Genomic DNA, 15,194 nt, shown 5'->3' with positions numbered 1-15,194 from the left:
CTATTCGGGGTCGTCGCCGGTGAATTCGATTCCGGCTGCGGCGATCTCGCGGGCCTCGGCGAACCAGTTCTCGAACAGGCTCGTGGCCAGCGCGGTGCACGCGGCGCCGTCCACCAGCCCCTCGTGCACCTGCTCCAGCGGGCCGGTGACCAGGGTGGGCAGACGGCGAACGGTGAGTTCATCGGTCCAGTCCTGCACCGCCACCCCGATCCCGCGGAGCATCTGCTGAAGGTCGGCGCAGGCGTCCAGGAACTCCACATCGGTGTGCGGGGCGTCCAGGTTCAGCGGCACCGCCACCCGCATCCGCGACCGCGCCCGACGACGGGCCGGAGACCTGCCACCACCGGGCGACCGGCCACGGGAAGCAGCCCGGCGCGAAGTACGGCCGGTCGAGGCGCCGGCGGGGCCGGGCGGCATCGGGATCGGCGAGCGCGGCACATTGGGACGGGCACCGGGCGGCAGCGGCGGCGCGTCGGCCGCATCACGTGCGGGGATGCTCATCGGGGTGGTCCGGGGGACGGCGATGGTTCGCACCGTCCCCGTGCGCCGGCTCGCGGTGTAGGGGGCTGCACCGTCCGGCTGGCCGGTCTTGCTGCCTGTGCCGCGGTTGCGGCGGCGGAAGAACGTCACCGTACGGTCCTCCTGGAGGCGGCGCTGCCAGCGCCTCTCGGCACCGCTCCGGATCTTCTGGCGGCGGTCGCGCACCCGCGGGGCGGTGCGGCGGTAGGTGCGGCCGATCGCGCGACCGCCGAGGTCGGCCAGCGCGTCACCGAGCATGGTCTCCTCGGTGTGCGGGGCGCCGGCCGAGTTCCACGCCTTGACCAGCAGCGAATGCTGCCGGACGGGCCGCGGCTGCCGGTAGGGCTGGTGGCGGGTGCGGGACTGGCGCACGGCGTGCGCGCCGCCGGCGAACGCGCCCGCCCCCAGGAACAGCAGCTCGATCACTGGCCGTCCTCCTCACCGGTCGCGGCGCGGGGCCCGGTGCCCAGGTGGGACGGCACCTTGTGCCCGTCCCGGGTGTCCTCGGCGGTCAGGGATGTGGGGCGGCGGGCCTCGGTGATCGACACCGTGACCAGCAGTAGCGCCCACAGGCCCCACTGTGCGGCGGCGGCCGGCCACAGCGGCCAGCCCAGCACCACGTTGGCGATGCCGGGACCGGCCAGCAGGCACGCCAGCGCACCCAAGGATGGGCGGTTGGCCCACAGCCGCGCGGCCAGCCGCCGGGCCGGGCCCGGCGGCCGGGCGGCCGGGCGGGACGAGTCGGGGCGGTTTCGGGCGGTCATGTGAACAGCCCGCCCAGCATCCCGGACAGCGAGTTCAGGCCCTCCACCAGCTTGGCGCCGGGCGGGGTGGAGGCGGCCAGCAGCCCCCACGAGCACAGGATGAACAGCATGAAGTAGGTGACCTGACGCGACCACGCAATGATGATGATCGCCCCGGTCAGCAGGGCCAGCAGGATCACGGGAATCGTCCCTTCGGTCGGGGAACAGCGGGATGGGGCATCGGCGGTCCGTACCGCCGACCCCGCCCACACAGCCGTCCGCCCCGCACAGCGCCGAGGCGGTACGGGGTGGGGTGTGGGCGAGATCCGAGAGACGGACCAGCAGGGCGCGCGGTGCGCGGGTCAGGTGCCGTGCGGGAGTTCGACCAGAGCCCGCGGCCCACCGGGGCGGTGGCCGTTGGGGTGGGTGTCGCGGAGTTCCTGGTAGCGGCCCGACACCCAGCCGACCGACCAGCCGCACCGCTGCGCGGCGGCGCGCACCGACAGCCCGGCCAGGAACGCCGCGGTCACGATCTGCCGGGCCTGAGCCTCGGGCAGCTTGCCCGGAGCCGGCCCGGCCGCCAGCAGCTCCCGGCGCTGCCGTTCGGCACGCTCGGCCTGTTCACGCTCGGCGCGCTCGCGGGCCCGTTCACGGTCGCGTTCACGCGCCTCGGCCTCGGCCCGTTCACGGGCGCGTTCACGCTCGCGCCGTTCACGCTCACGCTCGGCCCGTTCATGCTCGGCCCGCTCGGCGCGTTCAGCCTCGGCCACGCGGCGGCGTTCCTCGGCCTTGGCGCGCTCGCGGCGGTCGGCCTCCTGGCGGGCCATCTCGGCCTCGTGCTCGCGTTGCTCTCGCGCCAGCTTCGCCTGATGCTCGCGCTCTTCGCGGGCGCGGCGTTCGGCGGCCTCGGCCCGCTCCCGCTCGGCCTGCCGGCGGGCGTCGGCCTCGGTGCGCTGGCGTTCCTGTTCGGCTTTCAGGGCGGCGGTGATGGCGCGGCGGTAGGCCAGCCCGGTTTCGGCAGTGGCGATCAGCAGCAGCGGCGCCACCGCGTGCACCGCCACCCCCACCAGGTCGCCCTTGAGCGCCGAGTCGGCGGTGTTTAGGGCCAGGGTCATGGTGCCGGTCATCCACCGCAGCACCACCGGCCAGCGGCCGCCGTCGTGACCGAGGCGGGCCAGCAGCGAGTCCAGCCGGACCACGATCACCACCGCGGCGTCCACCACGATCGGCAGGATCGGCGCGGTCCAGTCCCACCGGTCGGGGGTGTGCTCGCGCATCAGCGGGGTGACGGTCAGCACCGAGTACAGCATCGCGCCGAACACGATCAGCCACGTGCCGGCCGACAGCATCCACTCGGCTGAACGGATCTCGTCCTCGTTCATGCCGGTGTTCACCGAAGGCGCCTCGGCCGTGAACGCGGTGAACGCCTCGGGCGGCCGAGGTGAACGCTCACCGGCGGGCGCGGGGTGGGTGTTCATCAGGACTCTCCTTCAAAGGGGCGGCACCCCGTCCCGGGGCCGTCTGGCCGGGGACGAGGTGCCGCGTCGGTGAACACGAACGGAGGGTTGTGGAAGTCGGCGGTAGGAACTGCCCGGAGGGTGAGGGTTTGACGAGAATGTTGACTCGCTGGGAGGGGTGACGTAGATCTCGGTAGAGAAGCCGGTGCGGGTCGTCTTGGAGGCGGGCAATGGCGACGGGGACCAAAGGCGGCCTTCTAGGAGATGGTGACCAGCACGCCCAGTCGGTGTTCAAGCACCACGTCCTGCAGGCCTACTTGCGGATGTTCGTGGCGATGACCGGCAGCACGGCCCGGGACAAGCGAGTGGTGGTGCTGGACGGGTTCGCCGGCCGGGGTCGCTACGACAGCGGGCAACCCGCGTCGGCAGAGCTGATCCTGCAGACGATCGCCGAACTGAAGACCAGCCGAAAGGTCACGTCGTTCTTCGTGGAGAAGAACCGCGCCGACCATCAGGTGCTGGCCGGAGTTATAGCCGAATATGCGGCCGTCGGGATGGACGCGTCGGCGCTCCCCGGCAAAGTGGAAGAGCACCTGGAGCAGGTGGTCACGGCTGCTGCCGGCGTGCCGCTGTTCTTGTTTCTGGACCCGTGCGGCGCCGGAGTCAGCTTCGAGCGGCTGAAGGGACTACTAACTGGCCCACGGCAGCCTCACAAGCCACAGACCGAAGTGTTGCTCAACTTCAGTGCCGATCTGTCGCGCCGGATCGCCGGAGCGCTGGAACGCGGGCGCACCGACCAGCAGGCGATGGACACCGCGTGCGGTGGGGTTTGGTGGCGGGAGGTCGCAGAACAGGCCCGGCGGAAGGCGCCAACAGGCAACTTCGAGCCTGTGGTGCATGCGATCGCTGCTGAGTATGCCCGCCGGGTCGGGGCCGCGTGCAGGATGAACGCGGTGCCCATCCCGGTCTACCGCGAGATCGGACACCAACCCATCTACCACCTGGTGTTCTTCACACGCAGCCCGTTCGGGCTGTGGGTCTTCGGCGATGCCGTCGGCCAAGCACGCCAGGCATGGTTTCGTCACCTTGGGCAGCAACGGGACACCAAGCTGGCAATGCAGGGCCTCGCAGGGCTCTGGAGTTACGGCGACGACATGCAGCAACAAATCGACCGAGAGGCCAAATGGGCCATGGCGCACGTCATGGACAACCTACGGCGCGAGGTGAGCCAGAGCGGACGCGCTGGCTTCCAACTGGTCGACCGCCCTCGCCAATTGTTCGGCAGTGCTTACGGAATCGCTACCGAACAGACCATCACCCGGGCGGCGCGCACCTTGGAGGCTGCCGGCGAAGTAGAGATCGTGGCCCCTGGCCATCGCCCTCGCCAGATGCGTATCCGCAAGCCCCACTCTGGCCGCTGAGCAGCACGTGGTCTTGGACCGCCAAGCGCGAGAAGCCATCCTTCATCAGGTCTAGGCAACACCGACCCGGGCCGGCATCTGGTCCCACTGCTGCCCGTCGAGCTCGCGTCCCTGAGCTTTCGGGGTGGTGCCGCCCCACTGCTTGAAGAAGAACGCCACACCGTCACGGGCGCACTGGTCACGCAGACCACGGACCCACGCCGGGTCCATGGTGCGGTGGCCAGGGCCGCTCTCGCCCCCGGCAATCACCCACCCAATCTTGTCCAGGCTCAAGCCGTCCAACGCCCCCAGCAGCGGCTCACAGGACAGGAAACGCACCGCCGCTGGCGTACGACGCAGATCGTCTACGCGGTACAGGTGATCGGCGTCCTCCACCGAGACGCCCATCCACAGGTTCGCAGGCCAGTGAAGCCGGTGGGCCAGCCGATGCAGCCGCGTCGAGCGCTTGGTGAGGATTTGATAGGTGTGCTGGGGCGTGTCAGCGATCACGGCGAACACCTGCTGAATGAACTCCAGCGGTACCCGGGCGTGGAACAGGTCCGACATGGAGTTGACGAACACCATCCGTGGGCTGCGCCACCTGTAGGGCTGCATCAGCGTGTCGGGGTGCAGCGTCAGCGCGAACCCGGGGCCTGAGGTACGCGGGTCCCCGTCAACCTGGTACTTGGCGGTGCCCATGGCTTTCAGGCGCCGTGCCAGGGTCAATGCATAGCAGTGATCGCATCCGGATGAGATGCGGTCACATCCGGTGGTGGGGTTCCAGGTCATCTCGGTCCACTCGATCGCAGTCGATGCGGCCATGGTGGTCAAACCCCTTCTTCGGTGGCGGACACCTTCAGCAGTACCGCCTCTAAGCGATCAGAACCAGTGTTCGACTAGAAAAACCCCAGCATCTCCACCAGCCACAGGGCATACGAACCGGTTGCACCTTTTGTGCTCGGCGTGGGCCACCGCGTTCGCTGACCAACGGGTTGGGTCGGGCACCGTAGGCACCCGACCCATTGACCAGACATCTACATGGAACGGGTCAGGGGCGCCGGTGGCGGGCCAGCGCACCGAACACGGTGACGGCGGCCAGCACCGCCAGCAGCACGGCGGCGGGCGGACGCATGGCGGTCAGGTGCGTGCACGCCAGCCACACCGCGCCAGCGGCGGAACCGGTCAGCATCAGCACGTCGATCAGGGCCAGGTGGGCCCACCAGCGGGCCCACATCAGCGCGCACCGCCGATCGGCTCGGCGGCCGGCGCGGGCGCGGTGGGTGAGGTGGGGGTCAGGTCGGTCAGCGGCAGCCATTCGGCGCTGCCGCCGGCCATCAGCGGGGTGCCGTCGTAGACCAGCGCCCACGGCTCCCGGCAGGCCGGATCGGCGACCCAGGCCAGCACCGTCAACGGCCCGGTGCCGGCCGCGGGGTCGGCGTGCCAGACGGTGGCCTCGGGGGCGTACCAGCGGCGGATGATCCGCCACCGCCACACCTGCGACGGGTGCGGGCGAGCCAGCTCGTACAGCCCGGTCAGCCAGTTGACCGAGGCGGTGAGCAGCACGGCGGCACCGACCGCGGCCAGCGCCACCAGCGCTACGGCGGCCAGCAGCCCGGCCGGGACGGTCACCAGCACCGGCCCGGCCAGCCCGGTGCCGATCAGGGCGAACCCGGCGGCGATCGCGGTCCGGGTGCGGCGGTCGGTGCGCGCGCGGCGGTCGATCTCGGCCAGGTCCGCGGCCAGCGCGGCATCCGGGCCGGCGGCCGAGGCGGCGGACGGTCGGGAGGTCAGGGAAGGGGACATGGGCAGCTCTCCTTGCCACCAGGGGAATCGGACAGGAACGGTGACCTTTCGCGGGTCGCGGGGAAGGTCTGGCGTCCTGCCCCGTCCCGGGGCGCAGTGGTCCCGGGGCGAGGCAGGGCGGCAGCGCCTTGTCAGGCGGCGGGAGTGTCGGCGGGCGGGTAGGCCAGTAGCCACAGGTCGGGGACGGGCAGCAGGCCGAGGCGGCGCACCTGCGCGGCCAGGGTGCGGGCGGTCTGGCACGACACGTGCAGGCGCCGGCCGATCTCGGTGGGGTGGTGCCCGGCGGCCAGCAGCCGGGCGGTGGCCAGCAGCCGCTCGGCGGGCGTCAGCGCCACGCGCCGCTCACCGGCCGCGGCGATCTCCACCGCGATCGGGTCCACGAACCCGTCCTCGGGCAGTGACCACGGCGACGGCATCCCGGGCCTCCGGTCGGCCGAGGCGGCGGGCAGGGTCGGCAGGCAGGCGGTCATGGTCAGGGTCCTTTCAGCAGATCAGCCGCAGGGTGGCGGAGTCGGGGGAGGTCAGGCGGCGTCGAGTTCCCACGGCTGCGCGCACTCCAGGCAGCAGCCCAGGCGCCGGGGCAGGACGTAGCCGCGATCGGTGCGGCAGCGCGGGCAGGTGCGCCGGGCCGCAAGCGCACGGGCCAGCGCGGCCCGCTGCGCGGGCGTCGGGGTGCGCTTGGGCAGCGCGCGGCGGCGGTCGTACAGGTAGGCCACCCCGATACCGCGCCAGCGCCACCACAGCACTTGCGCCACCACGTCCTGACCACCGGGACGCAGCCCGGCAGCAGCCAGCTGGCGGCGCGTGGCCAGATGCTCAGGGGCCATCCGCCACGGATAGGTCGGAATGCCGTACCGCTCCCCGCGTGGATCCCAGAAGCGGGCCGGGCTACGGCGGCCCACAGCGCACCCCCAGCAGCTCGTTCAGAGTGCCGGTCGGCAGCGCCCGGCCAGGGCGGGCCGCGCGGGCAGTGGTGCAAAACCGCCACCACTCGCCCCCGCGGTGCCGCGCCGCAACGTAGGCGCGTACCTCAGACACGTGCTCAGCGGCGGCCTGCCGGTTCGGGAACGGGCCCAGGGCCAGCGCGGATTCGGCCATCCGGGCGCTGGTACGCACCGAGACGTAGAACCCGACCACCAGCGGCGGGCGGGCAGCCGAGGCGGGGGCGGTGGCGCGCGGAACAGGAGACAGGGACATGGGCGTGGGATCCTTTCCGGCGCCACACCGAAACAGGCCGGGCCCGCACCCCGGCCGCGATCGTCGCGGAACAAGGGGGCGGGCCCGGCCCTGAGGGGTGCGGGATTGGCCGGTCGCGGGCTACTTCTTCTTGCCGGCCCCGGACTTGGCGTCGTAGGCGTCCCGGACCTTCTGGGGCTCGCCGTTGGGCCAGGTCGAGGACTTGCCCTTGGTCGGGTTGTCGGCCATCGTGGGGACTTCCTTCCTGTGAAGGTCCCCGGGGGCGCCGTGCTTGGTAGGTGGGGCACCCCCGGGGTTTACCTGTGTGTGGACACTCAGGGACGGGCGGCGCCGTCCACGTCATCGGGGCGCGCGGGCGCGCTCACGTCGGCCTCCAGGTACAGCGAGACCAGACGCGAGTCACCGCGGCGCGGGTAGAGCCGGGAGGTCTCCAGCACGGCCACCACCCCGCCGATACGGGCGGCGGCGGCCTCGACCTCCTCGGGCTGGCCGGTCAGCCGGATCTTCACCACCCTCAGGCCACCTGCACGTTGCGCTCGTAGGACGTGCTGGCGTACAGGGCCTCCAAGGCCACGTCCCGCAGCCGCGAGAAGCCGTAGGACACCCCGCCGATCACGAACTCCACCCCGTGGGAGTAGTCGTTGGCGTAGTACCCGTGCTCGATACCGGCCGCGGCCAGCGCCGCCGCGGCCCGCTCGATCACCGCGAACGCCTCGGCCTCGCTGCCACCGAGCGCGAACTTGATCGACCCGTGGTCGTAGTACGGGATCTCCGGCACCTGCTCCAGCAGGTCGGCCAGCATCCGCAGACCCGCGATGTACCCGGACCGCGAACGGTCCTTCTCGTCGATCAGCATGGACGTTTCCCTTCTCTGGGAGTTGTGGACACAGCAAGCAGCGCCCCGGCCTGCTGGGCCGGGGCGCTGCGACAAGGGCAGAAGGAACGGTGAAAGTTCAGCGGGCGGCGGCCAGCTGGCGCACCGACGGCGCCACCGGCGGCTTCGGTCGGGGGATCACTCGGGTCCGGCGACGCTGCCCCGCCTGACGCGACGCATCGGCCAGCCGCGCTTCCCACTCGGCGACCGACAGATCCAGCCGGACCCGCTGACCGCTGCCCGCGCACCGCTGGCGCGGCGGCCGGAACTCCGCCGGCCACGCCTCGGCACCCGGCTCATACGGGGCCCGGTGCGCGGTCACCATGCCGCGCTTGATCGACTTCCACACCCCGCACGAGGGGCACGCGATCAGGGTGCAACCGTGTTCAGACATGCTCAGCAGGTTGGGAGCGACGCTACTGGCCAGGATGGGCGGGCGGCCGTTGTGACGCATGGAGCAGAACCCTCCGGAGATCGAACGGGAACCTTTGCGTTCTCCGCCCCACACAAGACACCGCCAGACCAGCGGCGCCCAGTTGTGTGGGGCAGGCAGCGCAAAGCGCTACGAAGGTCGTTCCGTTGGCATCACGCGAACCGCGCCGGTCCAGGGACCTCATTGATCGTCAACCCGAACACGCTGGGGCGCCGCTCGCCGATGCCTGTGAAGTTGTCAAACCGGTGACTCCCCTGTGCCAAGCGGAGCACCTGACCGCAGCGTATACGCAACTTCGTATACGCACAACCTCTAGGTATACGATGATGCGTATACGCTGGTGATGACGCCACCGAGAGCACAGAAGGGACTGATCAGGCAATGACAGAACCGGCCTACGTCCGCATCGCGAGCGAGTACGCCCGTCGCATTCGGGGCGGGGAACTCCCACCCGGCGTGCAGCTACCGAGCTACGCCGAGATCGCCCAGCAGAACGGCGTGTCGGACATCGTGGTCCGCAAGGCGCTCGAACTCCTCCAGAGCCAGGGCCTCGTTCGGTCCGTCCGCCGGCGCGGCATCTTCGTCGCTGACCGCCCCAACCTCGTTCGCGTGTCGCCCGAACGCCAGATGGAGACCGCCGAGCGCTCGTTCCAGAACGAGACCGATCGCCAGATCCAGGTCGAACGCGAGACCACGCAGGTACCCGCCACCGGCGAACTCGCGGAGAATCTCGCCATCCCGGCGGGGCAGGAGATCAGCCACGTCATCACCCGCGCCACCGAGGACGGGCGACCCATCTCAATCTCGGACACCTACCAGCCATCGGACATCACCGGCATCTCGGAGGCCGTCTTCCTGGAAGAAACGATCTCCGACCAGCTCCCGACGGCGGCGCACGCCGACTGGCTACGAACAACGCCCGGCGATCTCGTCAAGACGGTCCACCAGCGGTTCCTCTCCGCTGACGACCGAGTCATTATGATTTCCAAGGTCTCATATCCCCGAGACCGCTACGACGCGTTCGTCTTCCGGATGGCCCTCAAGTAGAGGGCACACCAAAGGGGTGCCGATCAGTCGGCACCCCTTTGGTATGCGTGGACTCAGGCTCGGACCCAGCCTTGCGCTACGTCCGCCTCTCTCCACCAGGAAACGAAGTCTCGATCTACGGAGTCCAGCCGCCAGTTGGCGGACAGAGCGTCGAAGAACGCATCGTTCCCCGTCTTGCCGCCCTTTGGCTCCCCGATGTAGACGAGCCGCTGTCCCCCGGCGGCCTCAAACTGAGAGAGCACCTCGGACGACATCGCATCTCCCCATCCAGGTGGCCAGCAAAGGAACAGAACACAATCTCCCGGACGAGCAAGAGCCGCAAACTCCGTCAGATTACCAACGGGATACCAGGTGTCAGCCTGTCCAGCGGCGCCAGGGAATGAAGCATTGCCCGCCCTGTCTGGCGGCTCCGAGTCATAAGCCTGAACAGTCAGTCCGGCATTTGCCAACTGCCCAGCCCAGTATCCCCGCCCGGCCCCGAGTTCTACGATCGGAAGGTCTGCACAGAAACCCGCCATCCATTCGATGGTTTGCGGGGCAGGTATCGCATACGCATAGGTGGCTTGCAAAATCATTTGAGCGAAAGCGAGTCGTGCACTCCCGTCCGCTCGACCACCGTTCACAACGCGTCGGCCGTCACACTCGACCACCAACGGCTCAACGATGTCCCAATACGGGTTCGGACTCACGGCGCGGCCGCCGGTCATGTAGTGGACGAACCGCAAGTCAAACTGTGCATCGGCTTGAGTGTCCCCGGTTCCCGCCAGCCGCCCAGCCGTGTCCAGGTACTCGGCCACCTTGGGGTACTCGGCCTGAAGTCTCTGCTCGTCCTTGAGCAGCGAGGTGAGTTCGTCCCATCGGCTTGATGTCATGGTCAGCTTGGCCATGCTGTGAGTTTCTCGCACTGAACACGTTCATGCCACCACCTTCGCGACGACGCACGGCCCTGACTCACTACGGGGCGCCGAGCGGGCCCGCACAGATGGACGGGCCACAGGTTGCGAGGTCCTGTGCGGACTCACGACGGGCCAATGACGAGGAGCAGATGTCACCGGGGTCACGCCCCCGTTCCCCTCTACCCGACACGCGACCGTGTTCACGTCACTCCGAGGACTTCACTCACTCTCACTTTCGAGGATTGTTTCAATAAGTTCGTTGAGATTCTTGAGCGCACTCCCCTTCTCTTCGTTTAGGAAGTCAATGAAATTGACCACGGCCCAGGCCGCAAAAATCCATGCCAAACTCTCATCCCGAGACACCACCCCATATCGTTCCCGCCACTCTCTCGGCTCCTGGCCAAGGAAGGTGGCGGTCAGACCTCCGGCGATCATCGGAAGTACGTCGGCCGGGACCTGTTCAACCTCACCAACTTTTCGTACCGCCGCGGGGACAAAGTCCAGCGGTGGTTCATCGAGCTGCCCCATCGAGTTGAAAAGGAAGTAGATCAGGGTCATACAGCCCGACCAAATGTCGTAGACCCCCTGATCCGTAGCCGTGATCGGCTGGAATCGCCGCATGAACTCTTCGGCGGACGGCGGTTCCTCGATCTCATCGTTGAGGAGTCTCACCATCTCGATCGCGGTATCAAGATCGCCGAACTCATCCAGGAAGTCACGATCTGGACGTTGCGGATCATCACGTGTATCCATGAGCCCGAACGTAACCCCCGCGCCGGGCCAAGCGCCGGGCTTCGCCGGAACTGGTCCCCCCGTTGAGTCGACTATCCCCAGAGCCTGGACCATCGCTGAGTCGGCTACTGCAAACTGACCGAGCGGGGGCCGCCAAGAAGGTGGGAGCGAGGCTGGGAGCGGGCGATGCCTGCATGGTGCGCCCAGGTACGGCGAAGCTGGTCCCAACTGCTGCCGGTATCGGCTCTGACCTGGCCGTACGGGCGTGACTAGCGCGTCTCGATGTGCGCGATGCCCTGTTGTGGTCCTGGGTGTCGGGGGTTCAAGTCCCCTCACTCACCCCAGCTCGCAAGGGCCTGATCCCCGTTCCGGGTGATCAGGCCCTTCGCCATTTCCGCACTTTTCTCCTCGCTCGCATTCCTTCGCGCGCCGCACTGTCGGCATCTCTGTTGCACGAGGCGCAACGACTGTTGCGCCATTTGTGGCACCTGTCCTAAGGTCTGCGGAACTCGCAGGTGAGGAGGGGTGGGTGAGCCAGAGCCTGACCCGTGTGCTGCGGATCCTCGTCGAGCTGTCCGAGGGGCCGCGTTCGCTGGACGAGCTCGCCGCGGTGACCGGCGTGCACAAGTCGACCGTGCTCCGGCAGCTGCGCGTCCTGGAGTCCGAGCGGTTCGCCTTCCACGACGCCGCGCACCGCTACCACCTCGGCTCCCGCCTCTTCGCGCTCGCCGACGCGGCGCTGGAGCGGCGCGAGGTCCGCGGCGTCGCCGCGCCGCACCTGTCCCGGCTCAGCCGGTCCACCGGGCAGACCGTCCACCTCGGCGTCCAGGAGGCGGACGAGGTCATCTACCTGGACAAGTACGAGGCCCGCCACCAGGTGCGGATGTACTCCCGGATCGGCCTGCGGATGCCGCTGCACTGCACGGCCATGGCCAAGGTGCTGCTGGCCGGGCTGCCCGCCGGCCGCCGCGCGGAGATCGCCGCCGGGATCGACTACACCCCGTTCACCCCGAACACGATCACCGAGCCGGACCGGCTGCTGGCCGAGCTGGCGCGGGTCGCCCGGCAGGGGTACGCCGTCGACGACGCCGAGCACGAGACGTTCATGACCTGCATCGCCGCGCCGATCCGGGACGCCGGCGGCCGGGTCGCCGCCGCGATGTCGATCTCCGTTCCGGACATGGTGCTGGACCGCGAGCAGGTGCTCGGGCTGCTGCCCGAACTGACCCGTACCGCACGCGCGATCTCCGCGGAGTGCGGCCACATCGAAGGAGGAAGCCGATGACCGACAGCGCGCCGAACGGCAAGACCGAGATCCGCACCGGCGGTGCCCCCGCCCCCGCGTGGGTGTTCTCGCAGGGCGTCCGCAAGGGCCCGCTGCTCCAGGTCTCCGGCCAGGGGCCGCAGGACCCGGAGACCGCCGAGTACGTGCACGCCGGCGACGTCAGGGCGCAGACCCGCCGCACCCTGGAGAACGTCAAGGCGATCCTGGAGGCGGGCGGCGCGGGCGTCGAGGACGTCCTGATGCTGCGCGTCTACCTCACCAAGCGCGAGGACTTCGCCGCGATGAACGAGGCGTACGGCGAGTTCATCCGGGAGAACTGCCCCAGCGGCGTCCTCCCCTGCCGCACCACCGTGTTCGTCGACCTGCCGCACGAGGTCATGCTCGTCGAGATCGACGCGCTCGCCGCGGTGGCCGGGGCGTGACCGTGCGGCCCGACATCGAGGACCTGCTCGGGCGGATGATCCGGATCCCCAGCGTCAATCCGCGCGAGCGCGCCGAGCCCGCCGAGACGCCGCTGGCCGAGTTCGTCGCCGCGTGGGCCGAGGAGCACGGGATGCGCGCGCGGCTGGGCGAGGTCGCCGACGGGCGCGCCAACGTCCTGGTCACGCTGGACGGCGACAGCGCCGAGACCGTACTGCTGGAGACCCACCTCGACACCGTCGAGACCGCCGGGATGACGGTCGACCCGTACGAGCCGACGATCAAGGACGGGCTCCTGTACGGGCGGGGCGCGTGCGACGCCAAGGGCCCGCTCGCGGTGTTCCTGGGCGCCATGGCCGCGCTGGCGGCGGGCGGGCCGCGGCCGCGCACGGTCGTGCTCGCCGGGGTCGTCGACGAGGAGCACGTCTACCGGGGCGTCCAGGCGATGCGGCGCGAGTTCGCCGAGCAGGGCATCGCGCCGGCCGGCGCCGTGGTCGGCGAGCCGACCTCGCTGCGCATGGTCACCGCGCACAAGGGCTGCATGCGGTGCCGGATCACGGCGCGCGGGCCGGGCGGGCACAGCTCCGAGCCCTGGGGCAAGACGAACCCGATCACCACGGCCGCGCGGATCGCCGCGTACCTGGCGGACGAGTACGCCCCCGCCCTGGACGCCCTCGCGCGTCCCCTGGTCGGCCCGCCCTCGCTGGCCGTCACCATGATCGACGGCGGCTCCGGACCGAACGTGCTCCCGGAGAGCGCCACCCTCACCCTCGACCGCCGGACGGTCGCCGGCGAGGACCCGCACGAGGTGTGGCGGGAGCTGCGCGGCCTGCTGCTGGCCCGCTTCCCGGACGGCGTCGAGGTCGCCGAGCCGCACGTCGTCGACTACGCGCTGGAGACCGACCCGGAGTCGGCGTTCGTCCGCGGATTCGCCGATGTGCTCGGCGCGTCCGGCCACGACCCCGCTCCCAAGGGCGTCGGGCACGGCACCGACGCCTCCAAGATCGCCCTGGACGGGGTGCCGGCCGTCGTCTTCGGCCCCGGCGCCATCGCCCAGGCCCACACCCCCGCCGAGTTCGTCCCGCTGGACGAGCTGCACGCCGCTCGCGACGTGATCGAGGCGCTGCTGCGCCGTACCGGAGGGGACCGGTGAACGGACCGCTCGACGACGGCACGGTCGGGCTGCGGTTCAAGGGGCTGCCGCCCGCCCTGGCCGCGGAGACGCTGGACGGGATCGGCGGGCGCGGCCTCGGCCTCTTCGACTCCGGGTTCGGCTGGCCGCTGATGGTGCTCCGCGACTCGGCGCTGCGGCACAACGCCGCGGTCATGGCCGGGTACGCCGCCGCGCGCGGCATGCTCCTCGCCCCGCACCTGAAGACGACCTCGTCACCGCACATCGCCGGATACGCGATGCGGGAGGGCGCGTGGGGCGTCACGGTCGCGACGCCGTTCCAGGCCCGGGTCTTCATGGCCGCCGGGCACCGCCGGGTCCTGCTGGCCAACCAGCTCGTGGAACGTTCCTTCGCCCGCGAGGCCGCGGCCTGGACGGCGGCCGGGAAGGACCGCGAGTTCTACTGCTACGTCGACTCCGTCGCCGGCGTCGAACTGCTCGACGGGGCGCTCGAACCCGGCACGTCCCTCTCGGTACTGATCGAGGTCGGCCACGCCGGGGGGCGCGGCGGCTGCCGCGACGACGCGACGATCTCCGCCGTCACCGCCGCCGTGCGCCGCAGCGACCGCCTCATCCTCGCCGGCGTGTCCGGCTACGAGGGCTCGGTCAGCCACGCCCGCGACGGCTCGGGGCTCTCCTCCGTACGCGCCTACCTGCGCCGGCTGCGCGCGACGATGGCCTCCGTACTCCCGTACTGCGAGAACCCCCTGATCTCGGCCGGCGGCAGCCTCTACTTCGACCTGGTCGCCGAGGAGCTGGCGAGCGACCGGTACCGCGTGATCGCGCGGCCCGGCGCGTACCTCACCCACGACCACGGCCTCTACCGGAGCCTGTCCCCGCTGGACGGCGACGCCGCCGGCCCGCCGCGGCTGCGTCCCGCCATCGAGGTCTGGGCCCCGGTCCTCACCCGCCCCGAACCCGGCCTCGCGATCCTCGGCGCCGGCCGCCGCGACCTCAACCACGACGAGGGGCTCCCCGCCGTCCTGGAGATCCGGGACCACCTCGGCCGCGACGCCCGCCCGGCCGGCGGCTGGGAGATCACCGCCCTCAACGACCAGCACGCCTACGCCCGGCTCCCCGAAGGCTCCCCCGCCGGCCCCGGCGACCTGGTGAGGCTGGGCATCTCCCACCCCTGCACCGCCCACGACCGCTGGCTCACCGCGGTCATCGCCGACGACGCCGACACCGTCGTCGCGGTCGCCCGCTGCTACTTCTAA

General features: G+C 70.4%; 20 protein-coding genes. 6 read left to right on the top strand and 14 right to left on the bottom strand.

The window, feature by feature from the left end:
* The 4 genes from AB0881_RS04675 to AB0881_RS04660 all read right to left on the bottom strand — a co-directional run bounded on the left by AB0881_RS04675 (nucleotide 1) and on the right by AB0881_RS04660 (nucleotide 2,740).
* Nucleotides 1–945 (bottom strand): hypothetical protein, encoded by a 945-nt coding sequence (locus AB0881_RS04675; RefSeq protein ID WP_366614198.1) that lies wholly within the window; start codon nucleotides 943–945, stop codon nucleotides 1–3.
* Nucleotides 942–1,283 carry a hypothetical protein gene (locus tag AB0881_RS04670; RefSeq protein ID WP_366614196.1) on the bottom strand — a complete coding sequence of 114 codons (342 nt, stop codon included), beginning with the start codon at nucleotides 1,281–1,283 and terminating at the stop codon, nucleotides 942–944. Before AB0881_RS04670 ends, AB0881_RS04675 begins: the two co-directional genes overlap by 4 nt.
* On the bottom strand, nucleotides 1,280–1,462 hold the full coding sequence (locus AB0881_RS04665) for a hypothetical protein (protein ID WP_366614194.1): 183 nt from the start codon (nucleotides 1,460–1,462) through the stop codon (nucleotides 1,280–1,282). The genes AB0881_RS04670 and AB0881_RS04665 overlap by 4 nt, the downstream gene beginning before the upstream one ends.
* A gap of 162 nt (nucleotides 1,463–1,624) precedes the next feature.
* Nucleotides 1,625–2,740 (bottom strand): DUF2637 domain-containing protein, encoded by a 1,116-nt coding sequence (locus tag AB0881_RS04660; protein WP_366614192.1) that lies wholly within the window; start codon nucleotides 2,738–2,740, stop codon nucleotides 1,625–1,627.
* A gap of 209 nt (nucleotides 2,741–2,949) precedes the next feature.
* On the opposite strand from AB0881_RS04660, the gene tcmP reads away from it, so the two are divergent.
* On the top strand, nucleotides 2,950–4,140 hold the full coding sequence (tcmP, locus tag AB0881_RS04655) for a three-Cys-motif partner protein TcmP (RefSeq protein WP_366614191.1): 1,191 nt from the start codon (nucleotides 2,950–2,952) through the stop codon (nucleotides 4,138–4,140).
* Between the two features lie 51 nt (nucleotides 4,141–4,191).
* Here tcmP and AB0881_RS04650 read toward each other — a convergent pair whose 3' ends face one another.
* The 8 genes from AB0881_RS04650 to AB0881_RS04615 all read right to left on the bottom strand — a co-directional run bounded on the left by AB0881_RS04650 (nucleotide 4,192) and on the right by AB0881_RS04615 (nucleotide 8,447).
* On the bottom strand, nucleotides 4,192–4,941 hold the full coding sequence (locus AB0881_RS04650) for a phage Gp37/Gp68 family protein (protein WP_366614328.1): 750 nt from the start codon (nucleotides 4,939–4,941) through the stop codon (nucleotides 4,192–4,194).
* 226 nt (nucleotides 4,942–5,167) lie between these two features.
* Nucleotides 5,168–5,353 (bottom strand): hypothetical protein, encoded by a 186-nt coding sequence (locus tag AB0881_RS04645; RefSeq protein WP_366614189.1) that lies wholly within the window; start codon nucleotides 5,351–5,353, stop codon nucleotides 5,168–5,170.
* A complete protein-coding gene (locus tag AB0881_RS04640; protein WP_366614188.1) occupies nucleotides 5,353–5,922 on the bottom strand; it encodes a hypothetical protein in 570 nt (189 codons plus the stop codon). Before AB0881_RS04640 ends, AB0881_RS04645 begins: the two co-directional genes overlap by 1 nt.
* Before the next feature lie 131 nt (nucleotides 5,923–6,053).
* Nucleotides 6,054–6,392: a hypothetical protein gene (locus tag AB0881_RS04635; protein ID WP_366614187.1), complete on the bottom strand. Its 339-nt coding sequence runs from the start codon at nucleotides 6,390–6,392 to the stop codon at nucleotides 6,054–6,056.
* 51 nt (nucleotides 6,393–6,443) lie between these two features.
* Nucleotides 6,444–6,824: an RRQRL motif-containing zinc-binding protein gene (locus AB0881_RS04630; RefSeq protein WP_366614185.1), complete on the bottom strand. Its 381-nt coding sequence runs from the start codon at nucleotides 6,822–6,824 to the stop codon at nucleotides 6,444–6,446.
* Nucleotides 6,825–7,433: 609 nt separating this feature from the next.
* Nucleotides 7,434–7,631 (bottom strand): hypothetical protein, encoded by a 198-nt coding sequence (locus tag AB0881_RS04625; RefSeq protein ID WP_366614184.1) that lies wholly within the window; start codon nucleotides 7,629–7,631, stop codon nucleotides 7,434–7,436.
* Nucleotides 7,632–7,633: 2 nt separating this feature from the next.
* Nucleotides 7,634–7,975 (bottom strand): hypothetical protein, encoded by a 342-nt coding sequence (locus tag AB0881_RS04620; RefSeq protein WP_366614182.1) that lies wholly within the window; start codon nucleotides 7,973–7,975, stop codon nucleotides 7,634–7,636.
* Between the two features lie 97 nt (nucleotides 7,976–8,072).
* Nucleotides 8,073–8,447: a hypothetical protein gene (locus AB0881_RS04615; RefSeq protein ID WP_366614180.1), complete on the bottom strand. Its 375-nt coding sequence runs from the start codon at nucleotides 8,445–8,447 to the stop codon at nucleotides 8,073–8,075.
* A gap of 360 nt (nucleotides 8,448–8,807) precedes the next feature.
* Between AB0881_RS04615 and AB0881_RS04610 the strand changes: the two genes are divergently transcribed.
* Nucleotides 8,808–9,473 carry a GntR family transcriptional regulator gene (locus tag AB0881_RS04610; RefSeq protein WP_366614178.1) on the top strand — a complete coding sequence of 222 codons (666 nt, stop codon included), beginning with the start codon at nucleotides 8,808–8,810 and terminating at the stop codon, nucleotides 9,471–9,473.
* A gap of 53 nt (nucleotides 9,474–9,526) precedes the next feature.
* Here the strand turns inward: AB0881_RS04610 and AB0881_RS04605 are convergent, their stop codons facing one another.
* Together AB0881_RS04605 and AB0881_RS04600 are read right to left on the bottom strand one after the other, a co-directional pair.
* Nucleotides 9,527–10,360 (bottom strand): hypothetical protein, encoded by an 834-nt coding sequence (locus AB0881_RS04605; protein ID WP_366614176.1) that lies wholly within the window; start codon nucleotides 10,358–10,360, stop codon nucleotides 9,527–9,529.
* A gap of 228 nt (nucleotides 10,361–10,588) precedes the next feature.
* On the bottom strand, nucleotides 10,589–11,122 hold the full coding sequence (locus AB0881_RS04600) for a hypothetical protein (RefSeq protein ID WP_366614174.1): 534 nt from the start codon (nucleotides 11,120–11,122) through the stop codon (nucleotides 10,589–10,591).
* A gap of 508 nt (nucleotides 11,123–11,630) precedes the next feature.
* Between AB0881_RS04600 and AB0881_RS04595 the strand changes: the two genes are divergently transcribed.
* Genes AB0881_RS04595 through AB0881_RS04580 form a run of 4 tightly spaced genes read left to right on the top strand, consistent with a single transcriptional unit; the run spans nucleotide 11,631 to nucleotide 15,194 of the window.
* Nucleotides 11,631–12,386, top strand: coding sequence for an IclR family transcriptional regulator (locus tag AB0881_RS04595; RefSeq protein WP_366614172.1), 756 nt, complete (start codon nucleotides 11,631–11,633; stop codon nucleotides 12,384–12,386).
* The gene (locus AB0881_RS04590; protein WP_366614170.1) at nucleotides 12,383–12,808 is read left to right on the top strand and encodes a RidA family protein; all 426 of its coding nucleotides are present in this window, start codon (nucleotides 12,383–12,385) and stop codon (nucleotides 12,806–12,808) included. The genes AB0881_RS04595 and AB0881_RS04590 overlap by 4 nt, the downstream gene beginning before the upstream one ends.
* Nucleotides 12,805–13,959: a M20 family metallopeptidase gene (locus tag AB0881_RS04585; protein WP_366614168.1), complete on the top strand. Its 1,155-nt coding sequence runs from the start codon at nucleotides 12,805–12,807 to the stop codon at nucleotides 13,957–13,959. The genes AB0881_RS04590 and AB0881_RS04585 overlap by 4 nt, the downstream gene beginning before the upstream one ends.
* Nucleotides 13,956–15,194: an alanine racemase gene (locus tag AB0881_RS04580; RefSeq protein ID WP_366614166.1), complete on the top strand. Its 1,239-nt coding sequence runs from the start codon at nucleotides 13,956–13,958 to the stop codon at nucleotides 15,192–15,194. Before AB0881_RS04585 ends, AB0881_RS04580 begins: the two co-directional genes overlap by 4 nt.

The sequence above is a fragment of the Spirillospora sp. NPDC029432 genome, from assembly GCF_040703975.1.
GTDB lineage: Bacteria > Actinomycetota > Actinomycetes > Streptosporangiales > Streptosporangiaceae > Spirillospora.
Note: the sequence above shows the minus strand (reverse complement) of the source record. Positions and strands in the feature narration are given on the sequence as shown.